This window comes from Hydrogenophaga sp. RWCD_12, assembly GCF_046604225.1.
In the GTDB taxonomy this organism is placed as follows: Bacteria; Pseudomonadota; Gammaproteobacteria; order Burkholderiales; family Burkholderiaceae_C; genus Hydrogenophaga.
Genome location: NZ_JBKIXC010000001.1, coordinates 334,391 through 355,959 on the forward strand (window position 1 = coordinate 334,391; position 21,569 = coordinate 355,959).

The 21,569-nt window shown below is 68.9% G+C and carries 19 protein-coding genes and 1 riboswitch; of the genes, 11 read left to right on the plus strand and 8 right to left on the minus strand.

From position 1 onward, the window contains the following. Positions 1-175 precede the first annotated feature (175 nt). The gene (gene glmM, locus ACLIJ1_RS01630; protein ID WP_411363731.1) at positions 176-1,561 is read left to right on the plus strand and encodes a phosphoglucosamine mutase; all 1,386 of its coding nucleotides are present in this window, start codon (positions 176-178) and stop codon (positions 1,559-1,561) included. A gap of 50 nt (positions 1,562-1,611) precedes the next feature. Here the strand turns inward: glmM and ACLIJ1_RS01635 are convergent, their stop codons facing one another. Next, a complete protein-coding gene (locus tag ACLIJ1_RS01635; RefSeq protein WP_411363732.1) occupies positions 1,612-2,754 on the minus strand; it encodes an OmpA family protein in 1,143 nt (380 codons plus the stop codon). A 166-nt stretch (positions 2,755-2,920) separates the two neighbouring features. Between ACLIJ1_RS01635 and ACLIJ1_RS01640 the strand changes: the two genes are divergently transcribed. After that, positions 2,921-3,622, plus strand: coding sequence for a Crp/Fnr family transcriptional regulator (locus ACLIJ1_RS01640; RefSeq protein ID WP_411363733.1), 702 nt, complete (start codon positions 2,921-2,923; stop codon positions 3,620-3,622). Positions 3,623-3,638: 16 nt separating this feature from the next. Here ACLIJ1_RS01640 and ACLIJ1_RS01645 read toward each other — a convergent pair whose 3' ends face one another. Further along, positions 3,639-4,751: a lipocalin-like domain-containing protein gene (locus ACLIJ1_RS01645; protein ID WP_411363734.1), complete on the minus strand. Its 1,113-nt coding sequence runs from the start codon at positions 4,749-4,751 to the stop codon at positions 3,639-3,641. Next, positions 4,751-7,333, minus strand: coding sequence for an FtsX-like permease family protein (locus ACLIJ1_RS01650; RefSeq protein WP_411363735.1), 2,583 nt, complete (start codon positions 7,331-7,333; stop codon positions 4,751-4,753). The genes ACLIJ1_RS01645 and ACLIJ1_RS01650 overlap by 1 nt, the downstream gene beginning before the upstream one ends. Positions 7,334-7,443: 110 nt before the next feature. Here ACLIJ1_RS01650 and ACLIJ1_RS01655 point away from each other — a divergent pair, with 110 nt between their 5' ends. The 5 genes from ACLIJ1_RS01655 (at position 7,444) to ACLIJ1_RS01675 (ending at position 12,690) form a co-directional block, all read left to right on the plus strand. Then, a complete protein-coding gene (locus ACLIJ1_RS01655) occupies positions 7,444-7,926 on the plus strand; it encodes a MarR family winged helix-turn-helix transcriptional regulator (RefSeq protein WP_411363736.1) in 483 nt (160 codons plus the stop codon). Between the two features lie 15 nt (positions 7,927-7,941). Continuing rightward, positions 7,942-9,372 (plus strand): efflux transporter outer membrane subunit, encoded by a 1,431-nt coding sequence (locus ACLIJ1_RS01660; protein WP_411363737.1) that lies wholly within the window; start codon positions 7,942-7,944, stop codon positions 9,370-9,372. A 53-nt stretch (positions 9,373-9,425) separates the two neighbouring features. Further along, positions 9,426-10,742: an efflux RND transporter periplasmic adaptor subunit gene (locus ACLIJ1_RS01665; protein WP_411363738.1), complete on the plus strand. Its 1,317-nt coding sequence runs from the start codon at positions 9,426-9,428 to the stop codon at positions 10,740-10,742. Between the two features lie 21 nt (positions 10,743-10,763). Further along, the gene (locus ACLIJ1_RS01670) at positions 10,764-12,383 is read left to right on the plus strand and encodes a DHA2 family efflux MFS transporter permease subunit (protein ID WP_411363739.1); all 1,620 of its coding nucleotides are present in this window, start codon (positions 10,764-10,766) and stop codon (positions 12,381-12,383) included. A gap of 136 nt (positions 12,384-12,519) precedes the next feature. Then, the gene (locus ACLIJ1_RS01675; protein ID WP_411363740.1) at positions 12,520-12,690 is read left to right on the plus strand and encodes a hypothetical protein; all 171 of its coding nucleotides are present in this window, start codon (positions 12,520-12,522) and stop codon (positions 12,688-12,690) included. Between the two features lie 83 nt (positions 12,691-12,773). On the opposite strand, the gene ACLIJ1_RS01680 is transcribed toward ACLIJ1_RS01675, so the two are convergent. Next, on the minus strand, positions 12,774-13,436 hold the full coding sequence (locus ACLIJ1_RS01680; protein WP_411363741.1) for a class I SAM-dependent methyltransferase: 663 nt from the start codon (positions 13,434-13,436) through the stop codon (positions 12,774-12,776). A 173-nt stretch (positions 13,437-13,609) separates the two neighbouring features. Next, positions 13,610-13,710: riboswitch (TPP riboswitch) on the plus strand. A gap of 60 nt (positions 13,711-13,770) precedes the next feature. Between ACLIJ1_RS01680 and ACLIJ1_RS01685 the strand changes: the two genes are divergently transcribed. The 3 genes from ACLIJ1_RS01685 (at position 13,771) to ACLIJ1_RS01695 (ending at position 17,132) form a co-directional block, all read left to right on the plus strand. Further along, positions 13,771-14,811 (plus strand): thiamine ABC transporter substrate binding subunit, encoded by a 1,041-nt coding sequence (locus ACLIJ1_RS01685; protein WP_411363742.1) that lies wholly within the window; start codon positions 13,771-13,773, stop codon positions 14,809-14,811. A 97-nt stretch (positions 14,812-14,908) separates the two neighbouring features. Further along, positions 14,909-16,486, plus strand: a complete 1,578-nt coding sequence (locus ACLIJ1_RS01690; RefSeq protein WP_411363743.1) for an ABC transporter permease — start codon at positions 14,909-14,911, stop codon at positions 16,484-16,486. Further along, complete coding sequence (locus ACLIJ1_RS01695) at positions 16,479-17,132, plus strand: ABC transporter ATP-binding protein (RefSeq protein WP_411363744.1); 654 nt, start codon at positions 16,479-16,481, stop codon at positions 17,130-17,132. Before ACLIJ1_RS01690 ends, ACLIJ1_RS01695 begins: the two co-directional genes overlap by 8 nt. Positions 17,133-17,141: 9 nt before the next feature. Here the strand turns inward: ACLIJ1_RS01695 and ACLIJ1_RS01700 are convergent, their stop codons facing one another. Further along, the gene (locus ACLIJ1_RS01700) at positions 17,142-17,996 is read right to left on the minus strand and encodes a hypothetical protein (RefSeq protein ID WP_411363745.1); all 855 of its coding nucleotides are present in this window, start codon (positions 17,994-17,996) and stop codon (positions 17,142-17,144) included. A 96-nt stretch (positions 17,997-18,092) separates the two neighbouring features. On the opposite strand from ACLIJ1_RS01700, the gene ACLIJ1_RS01705 reads away from it, so the two are divergent. Beyond that, positions 18,093-18,440, plus strand: a complete 348-nt coding sequence (locus ACLIJ1_RS01705) for a heavy metal-binding domain-containing protein (protein ID WP_411363746.1) — start codon at positions 18,093-18,095, stop codon at positions 18,438-18,440. A gap of 6 nt (positions 18,441-18,446) precedes the next feature. Here the strand turns inward: ACLIJ1_RS01705 and ACLIJ1_RS01710 are convergent, their stop codons facing one another. The 3 genes from ACLIJ1_RS01710 to ACLIJ1_RS01720 are packed head-to-tail and all read right to left on the minus strand — an operon-like array spanning position 18,447 to position 21,551. Further along, positions 18,447-18,908, minus strand: coding sequence for a DUF4124 domain-containing protein (locus ACLIJ1_RS01710; RefSeq protein WP_411363747.1), 462 nt, complete (start codon positions 18,906-18,908; stop codon positions 18,447-18,449). A 38-nt stretch (positions 18,909-18,946) separates the two neighbouring features. After that, on the minus strand, positions 18,947-20,155 hold the full coding sequence (locus ACLIJ1_RS01715) for a lytic murein transglycosylase (protein ID WP_411363748.1): 1,209 nt from the start codon (positions 20,153-20,155) through the stop codon (positions 18,947-18,949). Between the two features lie 31 nt (positions 20,156-20,186). After that, entirely contained in the window at positions 20,187-21,551 is a 1,365-nt protein-coding gene (locus ACLIJ1_RS01720) for an MBL fold metallo-hydrolase RNA specificity domain-containing protein (RefSeq protein ID WP_411363749.1), read from the minus strand. Between the last annotated feature and the right edge of the window lie 18 nt (positions 21,552-21,569).

A 21,569-nucleotide genomic window follows, 5' to 3' on the forward strand; every position in this document is an offset into this window, starting at 1 on the left:
TCTGTGGATCGCGCCTCCCCGGGTCTGTGCGTCAGCGAACACGGGCCGGCGAATGTCAGCAAATGTGGGTTCGTCAACGCACAGACCGGAAGGCCCGGTTTGCCTAGCCTCGCGCAGCGGATGTGGTGACCTTTCGTCGCCGTGCCGAACCCCTCCAATCACTGAAAGAATCTCCATGCAGCTTCAACGCATCTTTGGCACCGACGGCGTGCGCGGGAGGGTTGGCCAGGCACCCATGACCCCGCAGACCGTGATGCATCTGGCCCAGGCGGCAGGCGCGGTGCTGGTCGAGCAGAACCTCGGTGTCTGCGCACGGCCGGCGGTGGTGATCGGCTCCGATACCCGCGTGTCCTCGGACATGGTGGAAGCCGCCTTGCAGGCGGGTTTTGCGGCCGCGGGCGTGGACACGGTGATGTGCGGCGTGCTTCCGACGCCGGCGGTCGCCTACATCGCGCGGCTGCGCGGATTTCAGGCGGGCGTCGTGGTCAGCGCCTCGCACAACCCGTACGAAGACAACGGTATCAAGTTCTTTTCCGGCGAGGGCGACAAGCTCGGCGACGCCGCGGAGCTGGCGATCGAGCGCCGCATGCAGACGCCACAGGACTGTGTGCCTTCGCGGCTGCTGGGACGCAGCTGGCGGATGCCGTCGGCCGGTGGTCTCTATGTCGATTTCTGCAAACGCAGCCTGCCGGCCGACGTCGACCTGTGCGGCATGCGCATCGTGCTGGACACGGCACACGGTGCCGGCCATGCCCTGACACCCCAGGTGTTCGAGCAGCTGGGCGTGCAGGTGGTCTCGACCGGGGCTTCGCCCAACGGCCTGAACATCAACGACCAGGTCGGCGCGACGCGGCCCGAGCACCTGTCCGAGATGGTCCGGCACCACCACGCCGACGTCGGTATCGCGCTCGACGGCGACGGTGACCGGCTGGTGATGGTCGATGCGTCGGGCCAGATCTTCGATGGCGACCAGTTGCTCTATCTGCTGGCGATGGACGCGCTGCAGCGGGAGCAGCGTTGCGAAGGTGTGGCCGGGACCGTAATGAGCAACCTCGGACTGGAGCAGGCACTGAACCAGCAGGGGCTGGCGTTTGCACGCGCCGCCGTCGGCGACCGGCACGTGATGCAGGTGCTGCGCGAGCGCGGCTGGCGCCTGGGTGGTGAGACCTCGGGGCACATCCTCTGCCTGGACCAGCACACGACGGGCGATGGCGTGATCGCGGCACTGCAGGTGCTGGGCGTGATGCGCCGCTGGCACAAGGACCTGGCCCAGCTGTGCGAAGGCCTGAGCCTGCACGCGCAATGCCTGATCAATGTCCCGGTGCCCGCTGGTGTCGATTGGACCGGACACGAAGGCATCCGCCGGTGCCGGGAATCCACCGAGCGCCTGCTGCGAGGCCGTGGCCGGGTGTTGCTGCGGGCCTCGGGGACCGAGCCGGTGTTGCGGGTGATGGTGGAATGTCAGGATGCCGAGCAGGCCGCGGGGCTGGCCTCGACACTGGCGTCGGAGGTAGAGCTGGCCCTGGGTGCACGCGCCTGGAACGAACTGGCGGTGGCCTGAAGAAAAAAAGGCCTGCGACCTGCCCTCGGGCAGGTCGCAGGCCTGGAGGCTCAGTGGGTGCCGCTGACCTCGACTTCGACGCGGCGGTCCGGCTGCAGGCAGGTGATCAGCTTGGCCCGGGACAGCTTGTCGGAGCAGTCTTCGGCCTTGGTCACCGGTGTGCCCTCGCTCATGCCGACCGCGCTGATCTTGGCCGGGTCCAGCTTGCCGGCCGTGACCAGATAGTCCTTGACCGACGAGGCGCGTTCGTTCGAGAGGCCCTGGTTGTAGTCCGACGAACCCATGCGATCGGTATGCCCTTCGACCTTGATCGACTGGTAGGTGGCGCCGTTCAGCTGGTTGCTGAAGTTGTCGAGCGCCACCTTGCCTTCAGGGCGCACGGTGGACTTGTCGAAACCGAACAGCGTGTCGGCCGAGAAGCTCACCCGCTGGGGCACTGGTGCCGCAGGCATCGGGGCGGGCGCAGGAGCGGCAGCGACGACGGGCGCCGGCATGGGGGGCGGCGCGACATAGGCCGGCTCGGCCATGGCCACACGCTGCGCAGCCGGACGACCGAACGGGAACACCAGGCTGGCCGAGGCCACATCGACGTTCTTGCGGCGGCCGGTGATGTCCTTGACCCGGTAGCGTTCCAGTTCACCGCGGATCCACACCGACGGGGTCATCTCGTACTGCACGCCCAGGCCGACCTTGTAGCTGGGGTCGTTGTGCTTGGTGGTGCTGGAGACGCTGGCGCCGGCACCGGTGCCGCGGAACTGGTCCTTGGACCAGGCCTGCTGGAAGCCGACGCGGGCCAGGCCGGAGAACTTCTCGGTGAAGGGCGCCTTGCCCACCAGGTCGATGTTCATGCCCTGCACCCGGGTTTCACCGGTCAGCGTGCCGGCCGGCGAGGTCTGGGAGATGAAGCGGCTCTTGCCGAGATCGAAGTACCCGCTTTCGACGGCGAGGTTGGGGGTGATCTGGTAGCCGCCAAACAGCTTGAAGGCGGTGTCGCTGCGGTCAACACTGCTGCCAATGGTGTTCACGCCCGGCAGCACGATGCCGGTGGTGCGCGGGGTGTCCATCTGGGAGCGCGACTGGCCCACGGAGACGCCGCCGTAGAAGTTGGAACTCATCTGTGCCATGGCAGGAGCAGCGAGCAGGGTGCCGATGCCGGCGAGGCTGAGCAGTCGGAAGGTGTGGTGGCGGGTCATGGAGGCCTTTCTTGCGTCGGGGACGCGTTGCGCGATATGCGTGACCCGGTTGTAGGTGTGCGTGTGGGCAGCGTCGGTGCGCTGGCGAACATGCGCGCACACATCACACCAAACTGTGTGCGGTGGCAGACAGTCAGGGCCGCGCAGCCGGTTCCACACTGCCTGCATGCCTACGAACACCGCCCGCAACTTGCTGATCCAGCGCCTTCCTTCTGCGGAGAGGGCCCGTCTGCTGACACTGTGCGAGCCCTTTGACATGCTGCTCTCCGCACAGCTGAGCGTGCGGGACAAGCCTTTGACCCATGCCTACTTTCCGCTGGAAGGCTTCGTGTCGCTGGTGATCGATGTCGACACCTACCCGGCGCTGGAGGTAGGCATGGTGGGGCGCGAATCAATGATCGGCTCTGAGCAGGTGCTGGGCCTGGCGCCCACGCCCTGGCGTGCGCTGGTGCAGGGCGCCGGTACCAGCCTGCGCATTGCCAGCCAGAGTCTGCGCGCCGAGATGGATGCCAGTCCCGCCCTGCGGCAGGTGGTGCAGACCAGCCTGCTGGTGCGGCTGCACCAGCAGACGCTGGCGTCGGCTTGCGAGCGCTTCCACATGATCGGTCCGCGCCTGGCGCGCTGGCTGCTGATGAGCCAGGACCGCGCGCAGTCCGACAGCTTTCACGTCACGCAGGAGTTCATGGCGCTGATGCTCGGCGTGCGCCGCGTCGGTGTGACGGTGGCGGCGGGCGCGCTGCAGAGCCAGGGCATGATCCGCTACCACCGCGGCGAACTGACCGTGCTCAACCGGCCCGCGCTGGAGGCGCAGGCCTGCAGCTGCTACGCCATCGACAAGGCGATCCACACGCGCCTCACGCGGCGCTGAACGGGTGTCGCGGCGCTCAGAGCACCAGGCGCCGCGCGTAGCCGGTCATCTCCAGGTAGCCGCGGCCGACGCGTTTGTTGTTGCTGTCGAACAGGTCCGACAGGCCTTCCCAGTAGACCGTGCCGGTGCTGGACTGGCCGTCGAGTTCCTGCGCGTCGATCACCGCCTTGATGGTGTAGAAGTCGGTCGGCGTGCGCACCATCCACTCGACCGGGTAGCGCGCCCGCGTGCGCGGACTGGTCCAGTAGCGTTGCGGCCGCCAGTCGAGTTCACCGGGCCGGAAGCGGTAGATGTCGTTCGGGTCCTGCGCGCCCGAGGCTGCGCGGAACGAACCGCCGGCCCAGAGCGCGCTGCCGTCCTTGCGGCGCAGCTGGAAGGCGGTGATGCTGTGGCCGCCTTCGAGGTTCATGCCGATCCAGTCCCATCCCACCGCGTCGGGGTGCATCAGCGATTCGCTCCATTCGTGGTCCAGCCAGGCCGCACCCTGCACCTCGAAGCGCTGCCCCTGCAGCCCCAGCGTGCCGCGCACCGCCAGCTGCGGCTGGCTGACGTAGAAGCTGGCCTGCGAGGGGTCTGGACCTTTGCGCGAGAAGCCCTTGTCGCCTTGCAGCAGCCAGGTTTGCGTGGGTGTCGCGCTCAGATCGATGGTCAGCGCGTCGCTGTGCGCGGTGGCGGTGTAGGCGCCACTGGACTCGCGGCGCAGGCGCCAGTCACGGATGGCGACGTGGGTGTCTTCGGTGCTGGCGAACACGGCGTTGTCGCTCTGCGCTGGCGGTGCGCCGTTCCAGCGGCCGATGCGCTGTTCGTGCCACAAGCGGCCGCCCTGTACGTCGGTGATCGCTGCGTGTGCAAACACCAGCTGCCGCGCGGCGAGCCGGCTTTGCAGCGCCTCGGTGCCGTCGACGCGGCTGCGGAAGAAGGTCAGCTGGAAGCCGAACTCGCGGCCCTTGGTGTCCCTCGCATGGCCCGTGAGGTACCACCACTCGGTGCGGGTGTCGTTGTGCGAGCCGTGGTCGCGCGGGAACACGAGGCTGCGCGGCGAGAGTGCTGGCGCATCGGCGGCCAGCGTGGGCACCAGCGGCGTCGCGAGGCCGGCGGCGATTAGCGCGCGGCGGGTCAGTCCATCCATCACCAGTCCTCCTTGACCGCCTGCACCGCATCGCGGCTGGCGGCGGCGCGCCCGGCCAGCCAGGCCGTCGCCGTGCCGGCCACCACCACGGCGGCGCACAGCGCGAGCAGGCGCCACCAGGGCAGGGCCAGCTCCATCGTCCAGTGAAAGCTCTGCGGATTCACCACGTGCACCAGCACCACGCTCACCGCCAGCCCCAGCGCCAGGCCGGCAAGCGCACCGAGCACCGTCCATGCCAGGCCTTCGAGCGCGACCACCCCCAGGATCTGCTGCCGCGTCAGTCCCAGGTGCGCCAGCAGCCCGAACTCCTTGCGCCGCGCCAGCACCTGCGCGCTGAAGCTGGCCGCCACGCCGAACAGCCCGATGCCGATCGCCACCGCCTGCAGCCAGTAGGTCACCGCGAAGCTGCGGTCGAAGATGCGCAGCGAGATCGCGCGGATCTCGCCGGCCGACGCGAACTCGATCAGGTCCTGGGCGCCGGACGATTGCGCCAGCGAGCGGATCGCGGCGCGCACCTGGTCTTCGTCCGCGCCCACCGCCAGGTGCAGCGCCAGGTCGTTCACCCGCGTGTCGCCCGAGAGCCGCACATAGTCCGCCAGATCGATCACCACGCTGCCGTGCTGGCGCGCGTAGTCGCGCCACACGCCGGCGACGAAGAACCGCGTGGCGTCGGGCAGGCGCGGGAAGGCGCTGGCCAGCGGGTCGAGCCAGGAGCCGGGACGGGCGCCATACAGATCCACCATCGCTTCGCTGACGTACACGGGCACCGCCTTGGTGCCGGTGGGTGGCAGGATCGCCGGCGCGACCAGCGGCAGATGCTGGCCCGCCACGCCAGCGTCGTCGTGCGCCAGCGGCCGCGCCAGCAGGGTCACCGCGGGGCGGGCCGGGTCGATCAGCACCGTGGTCGCGCGCAGCGGATCGGCGCGCTCGATGCCCGGCAGGCGGCGCACGGCCGACACGAAGTCGGGCGGCAGGGTCTGACCGTCGCCCAGTCCGTTGCCGCCGCTGCGCACATACAGCTGCGCGGGCAGCACGCCGTTGAGCCATTGCGTGACCGAGTCGCGGAAGCTCGCGACCATCACCGTCAGCGCGACCGACAGCGCCAGACTGGCGACCACGCCGCTGGTCGCGACGGCGGCGGTGTCGCGCAGCCGCCGCGAACGTTCCACCGCGAGCAAGGGCAGGGCCCGGCGCGCGACACGCGGTGCGAGGCGGTCCAGCAACACGCCCACGGCCAGCGGCAGCGCCGCGATGCCGCCGACCAGCAGCAGACCCACCGACACATAGGCCGCCAGCGGAACGCCGGCCACCGGTGGCGCCCAGGCCAGCGCCACCGCCAGCAGCATCAGCGCGATGGCAATGCGGTGGTTGCGCCGGCCGTCTGCGTTCACCGGCCCCAGGCCCTTGAGCGCCAGCGCAGGCGCCATCGACGCGGCCGCCCGCGCCGGCCACCAGCCGCCCACCAGCGCCGCGACCACGCCCAGCGCGCCGTACGTCAGGGCCGCGGGCGTGCTCCAGTGCAGTGTTGGCGCAACGCCGGAGAAATAGCCCCCGCCCAGGTCGCCGCCCAGCAGCCGCAATGCCAGCGCCGCCAGCCCCGTGCCCAGTGCGATGCCGAGCACGCTGCCCAGCAAACCCACCAGCGCCGATTCGGCCAGCACCAGCCGCATGCGCTCGGGCGCAGACAGGCCGAGCACACCGAGCAGCGCGATCTGCTGCTGGCGCCGCGCGACCGACAGCGAAAGCACGGAGAACACCAGGAAGCCGCCGGTGAACAGGGCCACCAGCGCGAGCACGGTCAGGTTGACGCGGTAGGCGCGCGAGAGGTTGTCCGCGCGTTCGCCGTCCTCTCCGGGGCGCTGCGCGATCACCTGCGGCGGCAGCCCGAGCGAAGCCAGCAATGTGGCGGGATCGGTCCCCGGCCGCAGCCGCAGGTCGACCCGGCTGACCGTGCCCACCCGCTCCATCAGTTGCTGCGCCGCTGCCACGTCCGTCACCAGCATCGGGGCGCCAGGCGCGTTAACCGATCCGGCGACCCGCAGGTCCACAAGCCCCAGTCCGCGCTGGATCTGCACGGTGGCCGGCGCCGCGGCGCCGTTCGACAGCGCCTGCCGCGCGGTGGCGTTCAGGTACACGGCGTCGGGTGCGAACAGGTCGAAGCGGCTGCGTTGCTCGCCCTCGACGGCCGGTGCGGGCACGGGCATCAGGGCGGGCGATACGAGCGCGACCGAGAGCGCGTCGACCCCGACCAGGCGGACCGCGATCCGCTTCGCGCCGGCGCCGCCAGTGGTGGCCGAGGTGCCCAGCTCCAGCACCGGACTGGCCGCCGCCACGCCCGGCGCCTGCGCCACCCGCTCGACCAGCGCATCGTCCAGGCCACCCTGGCGCGCACGCAGCGACAGGTCCGGCTGTCCGTTCACGGCGCTGACTGCGCCGGAGAACTCCGCCAGCGCCGAGGCATTGATCAGTTGCACCGACAGCGCCAGCGCGACGCCCAGCATCACCGCCGCCACCGCCGCGGCCGTTCGCCAGGGGTGGTGCCGCAGTTCCTGCCAGGAGAAGGTGCAGAGCAGCGCAAACATGGCATGAGCTTAGCCCCTCGGCCCCAAGCCCATGTGATTGTCATGTTAATAAGTGCCAGGGCGATAATTGCCTAGGCATATATAATTTGCCCATCTCACCGGAATCCACCATGTCTCCACCTGTCGAACCCGCCCGTTTCTACAGCGCCAAGAACTTCGCGGCCGAAGAAAGCGTCGGCTTTCTGATGAAGCGCGTGATGCTGTCGCTGAGCCAACAGATGGACCAGCGCCTGGCGTTGTACGACCTGACCACGGCCCAGTGGAGCCCGCTGATGCGTCTGAAAAAGGAAGGCCCTTGCACCGTGGCCGAGTTGGCGCGATACCAGCCGATCGACGCCGGTGCCATGACCCGTCTGCTCGACCGGCTGGAGAAAAAAGGTCTGTGCAAACGCACGCGCTCTCTCGAAGACCGCCGCGTGGTGCAGGTCGAACTGACTCCTGAGGGCCACGCCGCGCTGCGCAACGTGCCGGCCATGCTGTCTGAAGTGCTCAACCTGCACCTGGCCGGCTTCAGCGAAGACGAATGGAACACGCTGCGCAATCTGCTGCGCCGTCTGGCCGAGAACGGCGAGAAGCTGCGCGACCCCAACTGAATGACCGAACCCACCATGAAGCTCCCTGTTTTGTTCCAACGACCCGCTGCCGTGCTGTTGTCGGTGGCTGCTGCCGCACTGATGGCCGCCTGCGCCAGCAGCAGTGGGATCGACGCCAAGGCCAACCGCATCGATCCGGCCACCGTCGGTCTGGCGTCTGGCCCGGCCGAAGTCGTGCCAGCGGTACGCGCCCAGTGGTGGCGCGATCTCGGCGACGCCAGCCTCGACGCGCTGGTTGACCGCGCGCTGGCAGGCAACCCGAACCTGGGCGTGGCGCAGTCGCGGCTGGACCGCGCAAACGCCGCGATCGCCGGGCAGGAAGCCGATGGCGGCGTGAAGGTGGGCTTCTCGGCCGACACCACCCGCCAGCACTTCAGCGCCAACAGCATCTATCCCGCGCCCTTGGGCGGGTCGACCCGCACGCTGGCCAATGCGCAGTTCGCCGGTTCCTGGGAGTTCGACTTCTTCGGTCGCCACCGCGCGTCCATCGACGCCGCCGTCGGCGGTGCCCGCGCCGCCGAGGCCGAGCTGGCCGCCGCACGTCAGCTCCTTGCCACGCAGGTGGTGCAGGCCTATGTGCAGCTTGCGCTTCTGCGCGACCAACGCGTGGTCGCCGAGCGCGCGCTGCAGCAACGCCAGGAACTGCTGGGGCTGGTGCGCCAGCGGGTCTCGGCCGGCCTGGACACCAGGATCGAGCTGCGCCAGGGGGAAGGCGCGTTGCCCGACACGCGCCAGCAGATCGAACAGATCGACGAGAAGATCATCGCCACGCGCCTCGTGCTGGCCGCGCTGACCGCTCAGCCGCCCGCCGCGGTGTCGGGGCTCGCACCCTCGCTGGCTGCGCTCAAGTCCATCGCCCTGCCTCAAGCCGTGCCGGCCGACCTGCTGGGCCGGCGCGCCGACATCGCGGCCGCCCGCTGGCGCATCGAGTCGGCCACGCAGGGCGTGCAGGCCGCGAAGGCGCAGTTCTATCCCAACGTCAACCTCAACATCTTTGCCGGGCTGGCCAGCATCGGGCTTGACGAACTCGTGAAGTCAGGCAGCCGCCAGTACGGCATCGGCCCGGCGATCCACCTGCCGATCTTCGATTCGGGCGCGCTGCGCGCCAACCTGGGCGTGCGCACCGCCGACCTCGACACCGCGGTGCAGACCTACAACGTGGCCGTGGTCGACGCGGTGCGCGAGACCGCCGACCAGCTCAACACGCTGCAGTCGGTGGCGCGCCAGCAGGCCCAGCAGGTGCAGGCGCAGTCCGCGGCCGAGTCGGCCTATGACATCGCCCGCCAGCGCTACCGCGCCGGTCTCACCAACCAATTGGTGCTGATCCAGGCCGAGACCGCGGTGCTGTCCCAGCGCCGCCTTGCCCTCGACCTGCAGGCCCGAGCGCTGGCGGCGCAAGCCGCGCTGGCCCGCGCTCTCGGCGGCGGCTACGCCCCACAGGCCTGAGACACCCCGACTTTTCACGCACACACCGATCACCGATTTCCCTGGAGTCCGACATGACATCCCCCGCACAGAACAACAACCCCGCACCGTCCAGCGCCAACCCGGCGCGCAAGAAGGCCCTGGCCGCCGTGGCCGCCATCGTCGTCCTGGGCGGCGCCGCCTACGGCACCTACTGGGCCCTGGTGCTCAACCACTTCGAGACCACCGACAACGCCTACGTGCAGGCCAACGTGGTGCAGGTGACGCCGCAGATCGGTGGCACGGTGCTGGCGATCCAGGCCGACGACACCGACCACGTCAAGGCCGGGCAGTCGCTGGTGCGTCTGGACCCCGCCGACACCAAGGTCGCCCTGGAGCAGGCCGAAGCGCAGCTGGCGCAGACCGTGCGCGAAGTGCGCACGCTGTACGCCAACAACCGCGTCTCGCAGGCACAGGTCGCGCTGCGCAGCGCCGACCTCACGCGCGCCAAGGCCGATCTGTCGCGCCTGCAGGAAGACGTCGACCGCCGCCAGCCGCTGGTGGCCACCGGTGCCGTGGGCCGCGAAGAGTTCCAGCACGTCTCGTCGCAGCTGGTCGCGGCGCGCAGCACCGTGGCCGCCGCCGAATCGGCGCTGCAGGCAGCGCGCGAACAGCAGCTTTCGGGCCAGTCGCTGACCGAGGGCACGACACCGGAGGAACACCCGAACGTGCTGCGCGCCGCCGCCCGCGTGCGCGAGACCGCGCTCGCGATGCAGCGCACCGACCTGCTCTCGCCGGTCGATGGCTATGTGGCCCGCCGCAACGTGCAACTGGGGCAACGTGTGCAGGCCGGTGCGCCGCTGATGTCGGTGATCTCGCTGGACCAGGTCTGGGTCGAAGCCAACTTCAAGGAAAGCCAGCTGGCGCGCCTGCGTCTGGAACAGCCGGTCGAGCTGACCGCCGATGTCTACGGCAAGAAGGTGGTCTACCACGGCGTGATCGAAGGCCTGGGCGCTGGCACCGGTGCAGCGTTTGCGCTGCTGCCGGCGCAGAACGCCACCGGCAACTGGATCAAGGTGGTGCAGCGCGTGCCGGTGCGCGTCAAGCTCGATCCCAAGGAACTGGCCGAACACCCGCTGCGCGTGGGACTGTCGATGGAAGCCAAGGTCGACATCAGCCGCACCGAAGGCCGCGTGCTGTCCGATGCGGCGCGTCCGGCGGCCACCATGCAGACGGCTGTGTTTGATCAGGACGCTGCGGCGGCCGATGCGCGCGTGAGCGGCATCATCGCCCGCAACCTGGGCATCAGCCCGGCCAAGGCTGCCGCCGCCCTGGCGCATGCGACCTCGGCACCGCTTGCCGTGAGCGCGGCGCAACCTGCTCCCCACGCCACGCTGGCTCTGGCCCACTGACCGCGTTGAAAGCTTCCTGAGATGAACACCGACGCGATCAACGCCGCCGGACCGGCGCGGCCAAACTCCGCCCCGCCGACATCGGCGCCACCACCGCCCGGCCGCGCACCCGCCTTCGCGCCGCTGCAGGGTGGCCAACTGGTGCTGGGCACCGTGGCCCTCTCGCTGGCCACGTTCATGAACGTGCTTGACACCTCGATCGCCAACGTGTCGATCCCGGCGATCGCGGGCGACATGGGCGTGAGCCCATCTCAGGGCACCTGGGTCATCACCTCGTTCGCGGTGGCCAATGCGATCTCGGTCCCGCTGACGGGCTGGCTGACGCAGCGCTTCGGACAGGTGCGCCTGTTCATCATGAGCGTGCTGCTGTTCGTGGTGGCGTCGTGGCTGTGCGGCCTGGCGCCCAACATCGGCATGCTGATTGCCTTCCGCGTGCTGCAGGGCCTGGTCGCCGGCCCGATGATCCCGCTGTCGCAGACGCTGCTGCTGGCCAGCTATCCACCGGCCAAATCAGGCATGGCGATGGCGATGTGGGGCATGACGGTGCTGGTGGCTCCGGTGGCCGGGCCACTGCTGGGCGGCTGGATCACCGACAACTTTTCCTGGCCCTGGATCTTCTACATCAACATTCCGGTCGGCATCTTCGCTGCCGCGCTGACCTGGTCGATCTATCACAAGCGTGACCCGGGGCCGCGCCGCGTTCCGCTGGATGTGGTCGGCCTGGTGCTGCTGGTGCTGTTCGTCGGCGCGATGCAGATCATGATCGACAAGGGCAAGGAACTCGACTGGTTCCAGTCGGGCGAGATCATCCTGCTGACAGTGGTTTCCGCGGTGAGCTTCCTGTTCTTCCTGGCCTGGGAACTGACCGACAAGCACCCCATCGTCGACCTGCGCCTGTTCGCGCGCCGCAACTTCGTCACCGGAACGCTGTCGCTGTCGGTGGCCTACGGCCTGTTCTTTGGCAACGTGGTGCTGCTGCCGCTGTGGCTGCAGCAGTTCATGGGTTACACGGCCACCTGGGCCGGCCTGGCGACCGCGCCCGTCGGCCTGCTGGCGATCGTGCTCTCGCCTTGGGTGGGCAAGAACGTCAGCCGCATCGACCCGCGCAAGCTGGGGACGGTCGCGTTCGTGGGGTTCGGGCTGGTGCTGTGGATGCGTTCGCACTTCAACACCCAGGCCGACTTCTTGACCATCCTGATTCCGACCCTGTTGCAGGGCGCGGCGATGGCCTTCTTCTTCATCCCGTTGCAGGCCATCGTGTTCTCGGGCCTGCCGCCGGAGCAGATGCCCTCGGCCGCAGGCCTGTCGAACTTCGTGCGCATCACGGCCGGTGCGGTGGGCACCTCGCTGTTCACCACGTTGTGGGAGAGCCGCGCCGCGATGCACCATGCGCATCTGGTCGAGGCCATCCATCCAGGCAGCCAGACCGCGATGGCGACGATCAGCCAGCTCATGGCGGGCGGCCTGACGCGCGAGCAGGCGCTGGCCAGTGTCGACCGGCTGGTGAACCAGCAGGCCTTCACGATGGCGGTGACCGACCTGTTCTTCCTGTCGTCGGCGCTGTTCTTCGTGCTGGTGCTGGTGATCTGGACCTCGCGCCCGGTGCGCGGGGCGGGAGCGGGCGGCGGTGGAGCGCATTGACAGGCGAACCCCCACGCTCCGCCGCTGCGCGGGTCGCTGCCCGGCGCTGAATCCTGGCTCTTTCATCTCGCGAAAGCGGCGTGTTCTTCCTGTGGTCCAATAGGGGGTTTTCAACCAATCTCCCCCTGGAACCGACATGGGCAACAAACTGATCACCGAAGCCGACCGCCGTGCCACCCCCCGTCCCACCGCCGCCAATGGCGCCGTGCTGCCGACCCCCGGTCGCGGCCAGCGCGTGAGCCTGGAGCGTGGTGTTGCCACCCGCACCAAGAAGAACCCCGGCAAGCGCTCGAAGAAGGGCGGCTGATCACCGCAGGCCGGTTCAACGCCGGTCCTCAACGATCCCTGCAAAGGCCCCGTTCGGGGCCTTTTGCTTTGGCGCCGCCCGGTTCAGCGGCGCAGGTGCAGGAAGCGGCCCTTGAAGGCCTCGCCGTTCTCCAGCTGACGCTCGGCCGACTCCATCGTCAGCACGAAACCCAGCAGCGCCATCTCGCGACCGAAGGCGCTGCGGTTGCCACGGTCCGGGTCGACGATCAGCACCTCGGCGCCGGGCGCGGCGTGCTGGTCGATGAATCGCGCCAGCTGGGCCGGCTGCTGGCGTTCGTAAAGGATGTCGCTGCCGATGATCAGGTCAAAGCGCCCCAGGCCACTGGCGCCGTCGGCGTCGTCGACCGACCAGTTGCCGGCGTGCACCTGCAGCGGCCCCAGCCCATTGGCCTGCAGGTTCTGCTGCAGGAATTCGGCGGTCAGCGGGTGCCAGTCGCTGACCGTGATGTCGCCACCGCGCCGGTGGATCACCAGGCTCGCCAGCGCCAGCCCGGCGCCAATCTCCAGAACGCGCTTGCCCGCGATGTCATGGCTGTCCATCGCCAGCGCCAGTACGCGCGCCGACGGCCAGACCTGGCCGAACAGCGGCCATCCAGACGCGCCCATGCCGGTGTCTTCGGCCGTCCCTTGCGGGTCGGCGTATTGCTGGTTGTCGAGCAGGGAGCGGATGGCATAGTCCCGACCACCAATGGTGACGGTCTGGTGCCTGACCTGGTAACCGGGCATGGGCGAGGGTTCTCATGATGAGCGCGGTGCAAATGGTTCTGATCGAACGGGCACACATCGCCACCGGGCGAACCGGGCAGGGCACATGCAGGGTCGAGGAGTTCCTCGGAGCCACCCGTGGGGTGACCGGTGCACCATAACACGCACTCCCGCAGGGTCCGTTCTACAATGCGGGCCTTCACCGGGGGTGCCGGTCCCGCAAGGGCCGGCTGAGAAATACCCCTCTCACCTGATCTGGGTTGTGCCAGCGTAGGGAGCGTGACAAGCCGGTCCGCCGTTTGCCGTGGCCCGTCCTTTTCAGCCCCGAAGCGGGCGTTTGACAAGGCGGCTTCACATGCAACGGCGGATTCTTCTTTCGGCTTTCTTCTCCCTCACCTCGCTGTCCTTCGCGGGCCTGTCCCACGCGCAGTCGCCCATGCCGCTGCGGGTGCTGACCCACGCCTCGTTCGACCTGCCCAAGGACCTGCTGGCACAGTTCGAGAAAGAAGCGGCGGTCACGCTGCAGATCGTCAAGGCCGGCGATGCCGGCGAGATGGTCAACAAGCTGATCCTCACCAAGTCCGCACCCATCGCCGATGTCGCCTTCGGCATCGACAACACCCTGCTGCCGCGCGCGCTGTCGGCGGGCGTGGTGGACCCCTACACCGGTCCGGCCGCGCAACGCAAGGCCGAGGTCGCGATGTCGGGCGGTGTGGTGCCGGTGGATTTCGGTTACGTCAATCTCAACATCGACAAGGCTTGGTTCGCCAAGGCAGGCCTGGCACTCCCCGCTTCGCTGGACGATCTTGCCAAGCCGGCCTACGCCAAGCTGCTGGTGGTGCAGAACCCCGCGACCTCCAGCCCCGGCCAGGCCTTCCTGTTTGCCACCATCGCCGGCCTGGGCGAAGAGGGTGCGTTCAACTGGTGGGCCAAGGCCCGCGCCGGTGGCGTGAAGGTGGTCAAGGGCTGGAGCGAGGCCTACTACACCGAGTTCACGCGCAACGGCGGCACGCGCCCCATCGTCGTGAGCTATGCCAGCAGCCCGGCAGCCGAAGTGTTCTACAGCAAGGAAAAGATCACCGAGTCGCCGACGGCCAACCTGTTCCTCAAGGGCGGCGTGTTCCGACAGGTCGAGGGCGTGGCCCTGGTCAAGGGCGGCAACCCCGCGGCGCGCGAGGCCGCCGGCCGCTTCATCGAGTTCATGCGTTCTGCACCGGTGCAGCAGGCGCTGCAGACGTCGATGTGGATGTTCCCGGTCGAGGCCGGCGCCGCGCGCGTCGATGTGATGAAGGCCCATGCGACCGAGCCGGCGAAGTTCGACAACGCCACGGCCGAACGCATGGACGCGAACGCCAAGGCCTGGCAACAGCGCTGGACGCAGACGGTCTTGAAGTGAACCCTGAAGTCGGATGACCCCCCTGCGCCGCTTTGCGGCTTCCCCCCTGAAGGGGGGAAGCACCTGGTGCGCCGGCGCAGCCGGTTCCACGGGTGCCTTGGCCAAAGTCCTTCCGGCCTTGCCATTCCTGTTTCTGTTGGTGATGCTGGTGGCGCCGGTGCTGCGGCTGCTGGCCGAGGGGTTTGCGGACGGTGCCGAAGTGCGCTGGCTGCTGGTGTGGACCGATCCCTATCTGCGATGGCGGGTGTTGTGGTCATTGGCGCAGGCGGCCATCACCTGCGTGCTGGCGCTGCTACTGGGAGTCCCTTGCGCCTGGGTGCTGGCGCGGCGCGTGTTTCCTGGCCGGGCGCTGGCGCTGCGCCTGCTGATGTTGCCCTTCGTGGTGCCGACGCTGGTCGCGGCCATGGGCGTGCTGGCGCTGTGGGGGCCGCGTGGCCTGTTCGGCGCGCCGCTGGCCGAGGCCGGCATTGATCTGAGCGATACGCCATGGCTGCTGCTCTACGGCAACCTGTTTTTCAACCTCTGCCTCGTGGTGCGCGCGGGTGTCGATGCACTCGGGCAGGTGAGCGCGCAGCGGCTGGCGGCGGCGCGCACGCTGGGCGCCACGCCCTGGCGCGCCTTCTGGCGCATCGAGTGGCCGGCGATCGCGCCCTGGCTGGCGTCGGCGCTGTGCCTGGTGTTTCTCTACTGCTTCGCGGGCTTTGGCCTCGCGCTGATCCTGGGCGGGCAGCGCTACGCGACCGCCGAGGTCGAGATCTACACCCTGGTCGCCCACGAGCTGGAGCTGGGGCAGGCAGGTGTGCTGGCGGTCTGGACCATGGCGCTGACCGGTGCGGTGGCCTTGGCCTACGCCTGGCTGGAGCGGCGGCTGGCGGCGCCCGCGCGCGTGACGCCCATCCTCCCGCGCCCACCGCAGGGCGCGGGGCAGTGGCTGGGCGTGGCCGGCGCGATGGCCTTGCTGGCGCTGGTGTGCGCCGCGCCGCTGGCGGCCATTGTGTGGCGCGCGGCGTCGTCGCTGCTGACCGGGCAGGGCTGGGCGGTGTTGATGGAGGGCGACACGCTGGCCGCGCTGGGCAACACGCTGCGCTTCTCGCTGGTGGCCTTGCTGCTGGCAACGGCGCTGGGCCTGGCGCATGCGCTCTCCGTGACGGCCCGTGGTCACCTGTCGCTGGCCTGGCGGGCGACGGCGTTCCTGCCCTTCGTGGTGTCGCCCGTGAGCGTCGCCTTTGGCCTGTTGCTGCTCTATCCAGACTGGAGCGCGAGCCTGGCGATGCTGCTGGGCGCGTACGCGCTGCTGGCCTGGCCCTTCGTGTCGAAATCGCTCACCGCCGCGCTCGACAGCCTGCCCGCGCAATATGCGCAGGCTGCGGCCTCGCTCGGCGCACGGCCCTGGCGTGTGTTCTGGCGCGTCACGCTGCCGCTGGTGGCGCCCGCGCTGCGGCGTGGCATGGCGTTTGCCGCTGCCACCGCACTGGGTGAATTCGCGGTCACGCTGTTTCTCTCGCGCCCGGAGTGGTCCACGCTCACCACCCTGATTCACCAGCACCTGGGCCGGCCCGGCGCCGCCAATCTCGACGCCGCCTTTGTGCTCGCCGCGCTGCTGATGGTGCTGGCGCTGCTGGCGTTCACGCTGATCGAAGGCCCCGCCTCGAAGGACAATGCCCGCCATGCTTGAACTGCGCGACATCCACAAACACTGGGAGGCCTCTCCCGAGTGGTCGCTGCTGGCCGGAGTGAACCTGCGTGTGGACGCGGGCGAAACGGTCGCGCTGCTTGGCGCTTCCGGCAGCGGCAAGAGCACCCTGCTCAAGATCGTGGCCGGGCTCGAAGCGCCCGAACGCGGCAGCGTCTGGTTCGACGGGGTGGACATCACCCACTTGCCGCCCGAGCGGCGCGGCTTCGCACTGATGTTCCAGGACTTCGCGCTGTTCCCGCACCTCAACGTGCGCGACAACGTCGCCTTTGGCCCGATCGAGCAGGGCGTACGCAAGGCCGAAGCCCGCGAACGCGCACAGGCCATGCTCTCGCGCTTCGGCCTCGCCAATCACGGCGATGCGCGGGTCTGGACGCTGTCGGGCGGGGAACAGCAGCGCGTGGCGCTGGCGCGTGCACTCATCACGCAGCCGCGTGCGCTGCTGCTGGACGAGCCGTTTTCCGCTCTCGATGCCGCACTGCGCGAGCAGCTGCGCGCCGAATTCCGCGAACGCATCACCGAAGCCGGCATGACCGCGATCCTGGTGACGCACGACGCGCAGGAGGCGCGCGCCATGGCCGGCCGCATAGTTTCGCTGGATGCCGGGCGCCTGGTGCCGGTGGCCTGAGCAGCTGCTTCAGCCGGGCCGCAGCGCTGCGTCGTACGCCGCGTAAAGCTCGGTCAGCACTTCGAGTGTGCGTTCGCTGGTGGTCGCCGCGTTCTGCAGTGCGGCAACGTCGGTACCAGCCTGTGTCAATGTGGCGCGCAGGAACGTCCACTGACCTTCGATGAGCGGCATGGCCGCGTCCGTCCTGGCGCTGCGGACTGGTGACTGCTTGAGGTTCTGCAGCAGCGTTTCGAAGGCACGCCGGCCGGTGTCCACTTCCTTGAGCTGCTCGGTCGGGTCGATGCCTGCCCGCGACAGGAGGTAATGCACGGCCAGATGCTGCGTGAGGCGCTGCAGATCGGCCGTGGTCTGGAGCACCGAGGCCGTGGGCTGACCGATGGCCTGCACATACGCTGTCACCAGCCTGTCGATCGAGGCACCAGCCTTGTCGGCGAGGACCGCGAGCTTGCCCAGACCCGCCCTGTCCTCGGTGCGGAAGCTCTCACTGGCACTGAGCAAGGCGCCCAGATCCTGCTCCGCGCTGGCCAGCAGGGGGGCAATGGCGGCCGCGCCTGCGCCTTGCTGCTTCAGGGCTGCCATGATGGTGCGGGCTTCGGCCACGGAGTCGGCCAGCATGCGTTCGGCGCGGGGCGTGAGCACGCCCAGCAGGCGTTGTGCCTGACAGCGCGTGATGCGGTCGGTGAGGATCGACAGGCGGGTGCCCCTGGACACCATGCCGCGGTAGTCCACCGCAGTCTTGGCGGACTGAGCGAACACGGCCGCAGGAAGACCGGTGAAGACCAGCGCAAAAGGAGCCATCGACGTCAGGCGGCGGCGGGAAAGGGTGAAAGTCGGTGGTGTGCAGGCTGGAAGAGCGGAAGACATGTTGTGCCAAGTCGGCGGGCTGAAGCCCTTGTGGTGTTCCCTGAATGTCAAAATCGATTCTGCGCCGGAACGTCTTCTGGCCACAAGGAGGTTTCGATGGGATGGTTTTCCAGGAGTACAGACGGCTTTTTCCTCAGCACCACCACGCCGCCCGACATCGCGCGCAGCCAGTACGTGGGTGTGGTTAACGGCGAAGCCATCATCGGCGCCAACATCTTCCGGGACATGTTCTCGTCCGTGCGCGACGTGGTCGGCGGGCGGGCCGGTGGCTATGAGCGCGCGCTGTCGGGTGCGCGAGATGCGGCGCTCGAAGGCTTGGTCGAGGCCGCGAAAGAACTGGGCGCCAACGGCGTGATCGGCATCGACTTCGACTACGAAGTCATGGGCGAGGCCAACGGGATGATGATGGTGGCCGTGAGCGGGACCGCGGTGAAGCTGGGGTGAAACCGGTCAGCAGCGCGGCATAGTCATCTGGGTGCAGTGCCCGCACTTGGCGTTGTTTCGACCGCCGCCCCTAAATGTCCATGTGGGCGTCGAGCACTCGGCAAAGCAGGCCGCACTGGCTTCGTAGGCCTTCTTCAGTGCTTCGCACTCGTCCTGCGAATACTTGGCCTTCTTTTTCGGATCTGGCAACTTGGTCTTGTTTGCAGGGACCGTCGGGGCGGCAGGTGTCGGGGGAAGGGCATCGCCAGAGGCGTCGGTCGGGACCGGCACAAACCGTTTGGCGACATTGGGGGGCGGGATCGCCACCGGCTTGTCCTGCCGGTTCTCGGGAGTGGACACCTTGTCGGCGAAGTGCTTCCTGCCCTTCTCGTCGGTCCACGTGTACACATCCTGGGCGCTCGCCCACAGGTGGCTGCACAGCAAGCCCCCGACCATGACCCATCTCCACCACCACGTTGAACGCTTCATCATTGTTCTCCCTGTTGGTCCGGATTCTGCGCCCTGACTCAACGCCCGCGCAATGCGCGCAGCAGCTTCATCCCTCCACGCCCGTTGACCTCCTGCCCCAGCCGCGCCTGCTCGATGCGGATGGCGGCGCGGCTCTTGTCGCCGAGCATGCCGTCGACCTCGCCGATCTCGTGACCGCGCAGCACCAGCAGTCCCTGCAGTTCGCGGCGTTCGGCGCGTGAGAGGCCGGGGTCGTCGGTCGGCCAGGGGGTGACGAACGGGCCGGCGCCGCGCAGGCGGTCACTCAGGTGCGCGATGGCCAGGCCGTAGCTTTCGGCGGCGTTGTAGCCGTAGATCGCATCGAAGTTCCTGAACACCAGGAAGGCCGGGCCCTGCGGGCCGGAGGGTGTCATCAGGCCGGCGCTGCCGAGGCTGGCGGGCAGGGGTGAACCGTCGGCCTTGCGCACGCCGCGCGCGATCCATTCGCTGATCGGGCGCTTGCTGCGCCGCCCTTCCTCGGCGGTGTTGAGCCCGGCGGGCAGCTTCACTTCGAAGCCCCAGGGCTGTCCGCTCTGCCAGCCGGCCTTGGACAGGAAGTTGGCGGTGGAGGCGAGCGCATCGGCGGTGTTGTCCATCAGGTCGCGCCTGCCGTCGCCGTCGCCGTCGACCGCGAGGCGCTCGAAGGTGGTGGGCATGAATTGGGTGTGGCCGAAGGCGCCGGCCCAGGAGCCGACCAGGCGCTCGGGCGCAATGTGGCCGGCCTGCAGGATGCGCATGGCCGAGTACAGCTCGCCGCGGAAGAACGTCTGGCGCCGGCCGATGCAGGAAAGCGTGCCCAGCGCCTGCACCAGCGGGTACTTGCCCAGGCTCTGGCCGAAGTTGCTCTCCACGCCCCAGACCGCGACCACGGTTTCCGCCGGGACGCCGTAGCGCTGCTGCACACGCTCGAGCACAGCCGCGTGTTGCCGCAGCATGGCCTGACCCTGCTGCACGCGCTCGTCGTCGACCAGACCGCTGAGATAGTCCCAGATCGGCATCTGGAACTCGGGCTGGTAGTTGAGCTTGTCGATCACGCTCATGTCGGGCACCAGGCCACGCGTGAGCGTTCGGTAGGTGGCTTCGGAGACGCCTGCCGCGCGGGCCTCGCCCTGCAAGCCGTCGATGCAGCGGCTGAAGTCGGGCGGAGCGGTGGCCGGCGTGGTCTGGGCGAGCGCGGACAGGGAGGCCGCGAGCGAGGCAGCCAGGAAGATGGGTTTCAGCAGGGACATGTGGTTGAGAAGATGGTCAATCCGGAAAGTTTCAGGCAGCCCAGGTGCTGCCGTGTTCGGGGACGAGGGCGCGCCAGCCCAGTTCGTGTTCGATGCGCTGGCGCAGCGTGTCGGAGGCGGCCAACTCGCCGTGCGTGACGAACACGCGGTGCGGCGCCGAGGGTGAGGCGCGCAGCCAGTCCATCAGCTGGCTGGCGTCGGCGTGGGCCGAGGCGGAGGCCAGCTGCACGACCTCTGCGCGGATGGGAATGTCCTGGCCATGGATGCGCACAGTGGGGCTGCCGCCGGCCATGGTGGCGCCGCGCGTGCCGGGCGACTGGTAGCCGGTGAGCAGCACCATGTTGCGGTGGTTGCCCAGGTGCATCGCGAGGTGGTGCAGCACGCGGCCGCCGGTGGCCATGCCGCTGGCCGAGAGGATGATCTTGGGGCCGTGCTGCTGGGCAATCGCCTTGGACTGATCGACCGAGGTCACCATCTGCGCACCATGCTCCATGTCGTGACACTGCGCGGCACTCAGCCGGTGCTCGCCCAGGTGGCGCGCGTACAGGCCGGTGGTGTGCACGGCCATCGGGCTGTCGAGATAGACGGGCAGGGCGTGCGGCAGGTCGCCGCGCGCCTTGAGCTGCGCTATCGCATGCAGCAGCGCCTGCGCCCGGCCGACGGCGAACACGGGGACCACGGCGGTGCCACCGCGCGCCGCGACGCGCTGCAGGGCCGGCGCCAGTTCGGCCAGCACGTCTTCTTCCGGATGCTCGCGGTCGCCGTAGGTCGACTCGATCACCACCACGTCGGCCGCGGGGGGCGCCTCGGGCGGCTTCATCAGCAGGTCGTCGGGGCGGCCGAGGTCGCCCGAGAACAGGATGCGCTTGCCGCCGACTTCCAGCAGCAGGCTGGCCGCACCAAGGATGTGGCCCGCACCGGTGAAGCGCGCAGTCCAGCCCCGCAGGGGTTCGAAGGCTTTGCCCATGGGGGCCGTGTGCATGAGCTTCAGGCAGCGCAGTGCGTCGTCTTCGGTGTAGAGCGGCAAGGCGGGCGCGTGCTTGGAGAAGCCCTTGCGGTTGGCGAAGTTGGCGTCTTCTTCCTGGATGTGGCCGCTGTCGGGCAGCAGGATCTGCGCAAGGTCGCGCGTGGCCGCGGTGGACCAGACCTTGCCATGGAACCCTTCCTTGGCCAGCAGCGGCAGGTAGCCGCTGTGGTCCAGGTGCGCGTGCGTCAGCAGCACGGCGCCAATGTGGTTGGGCATGACCGGCAGCGGGTCGCGGTTGCGCAGGCGCAGCTGCTTGAAGCCCTGGAACAGCCCGCAGTCGACCAGCAGGCTCTGGCCGTCGTGCTCGACCAGGTACTTGGAGCCAGTGACCGTGCCGGCGCCGCCAAGGAATCGGATATGGACGTTCATCCGGGCATGGTACCCCCC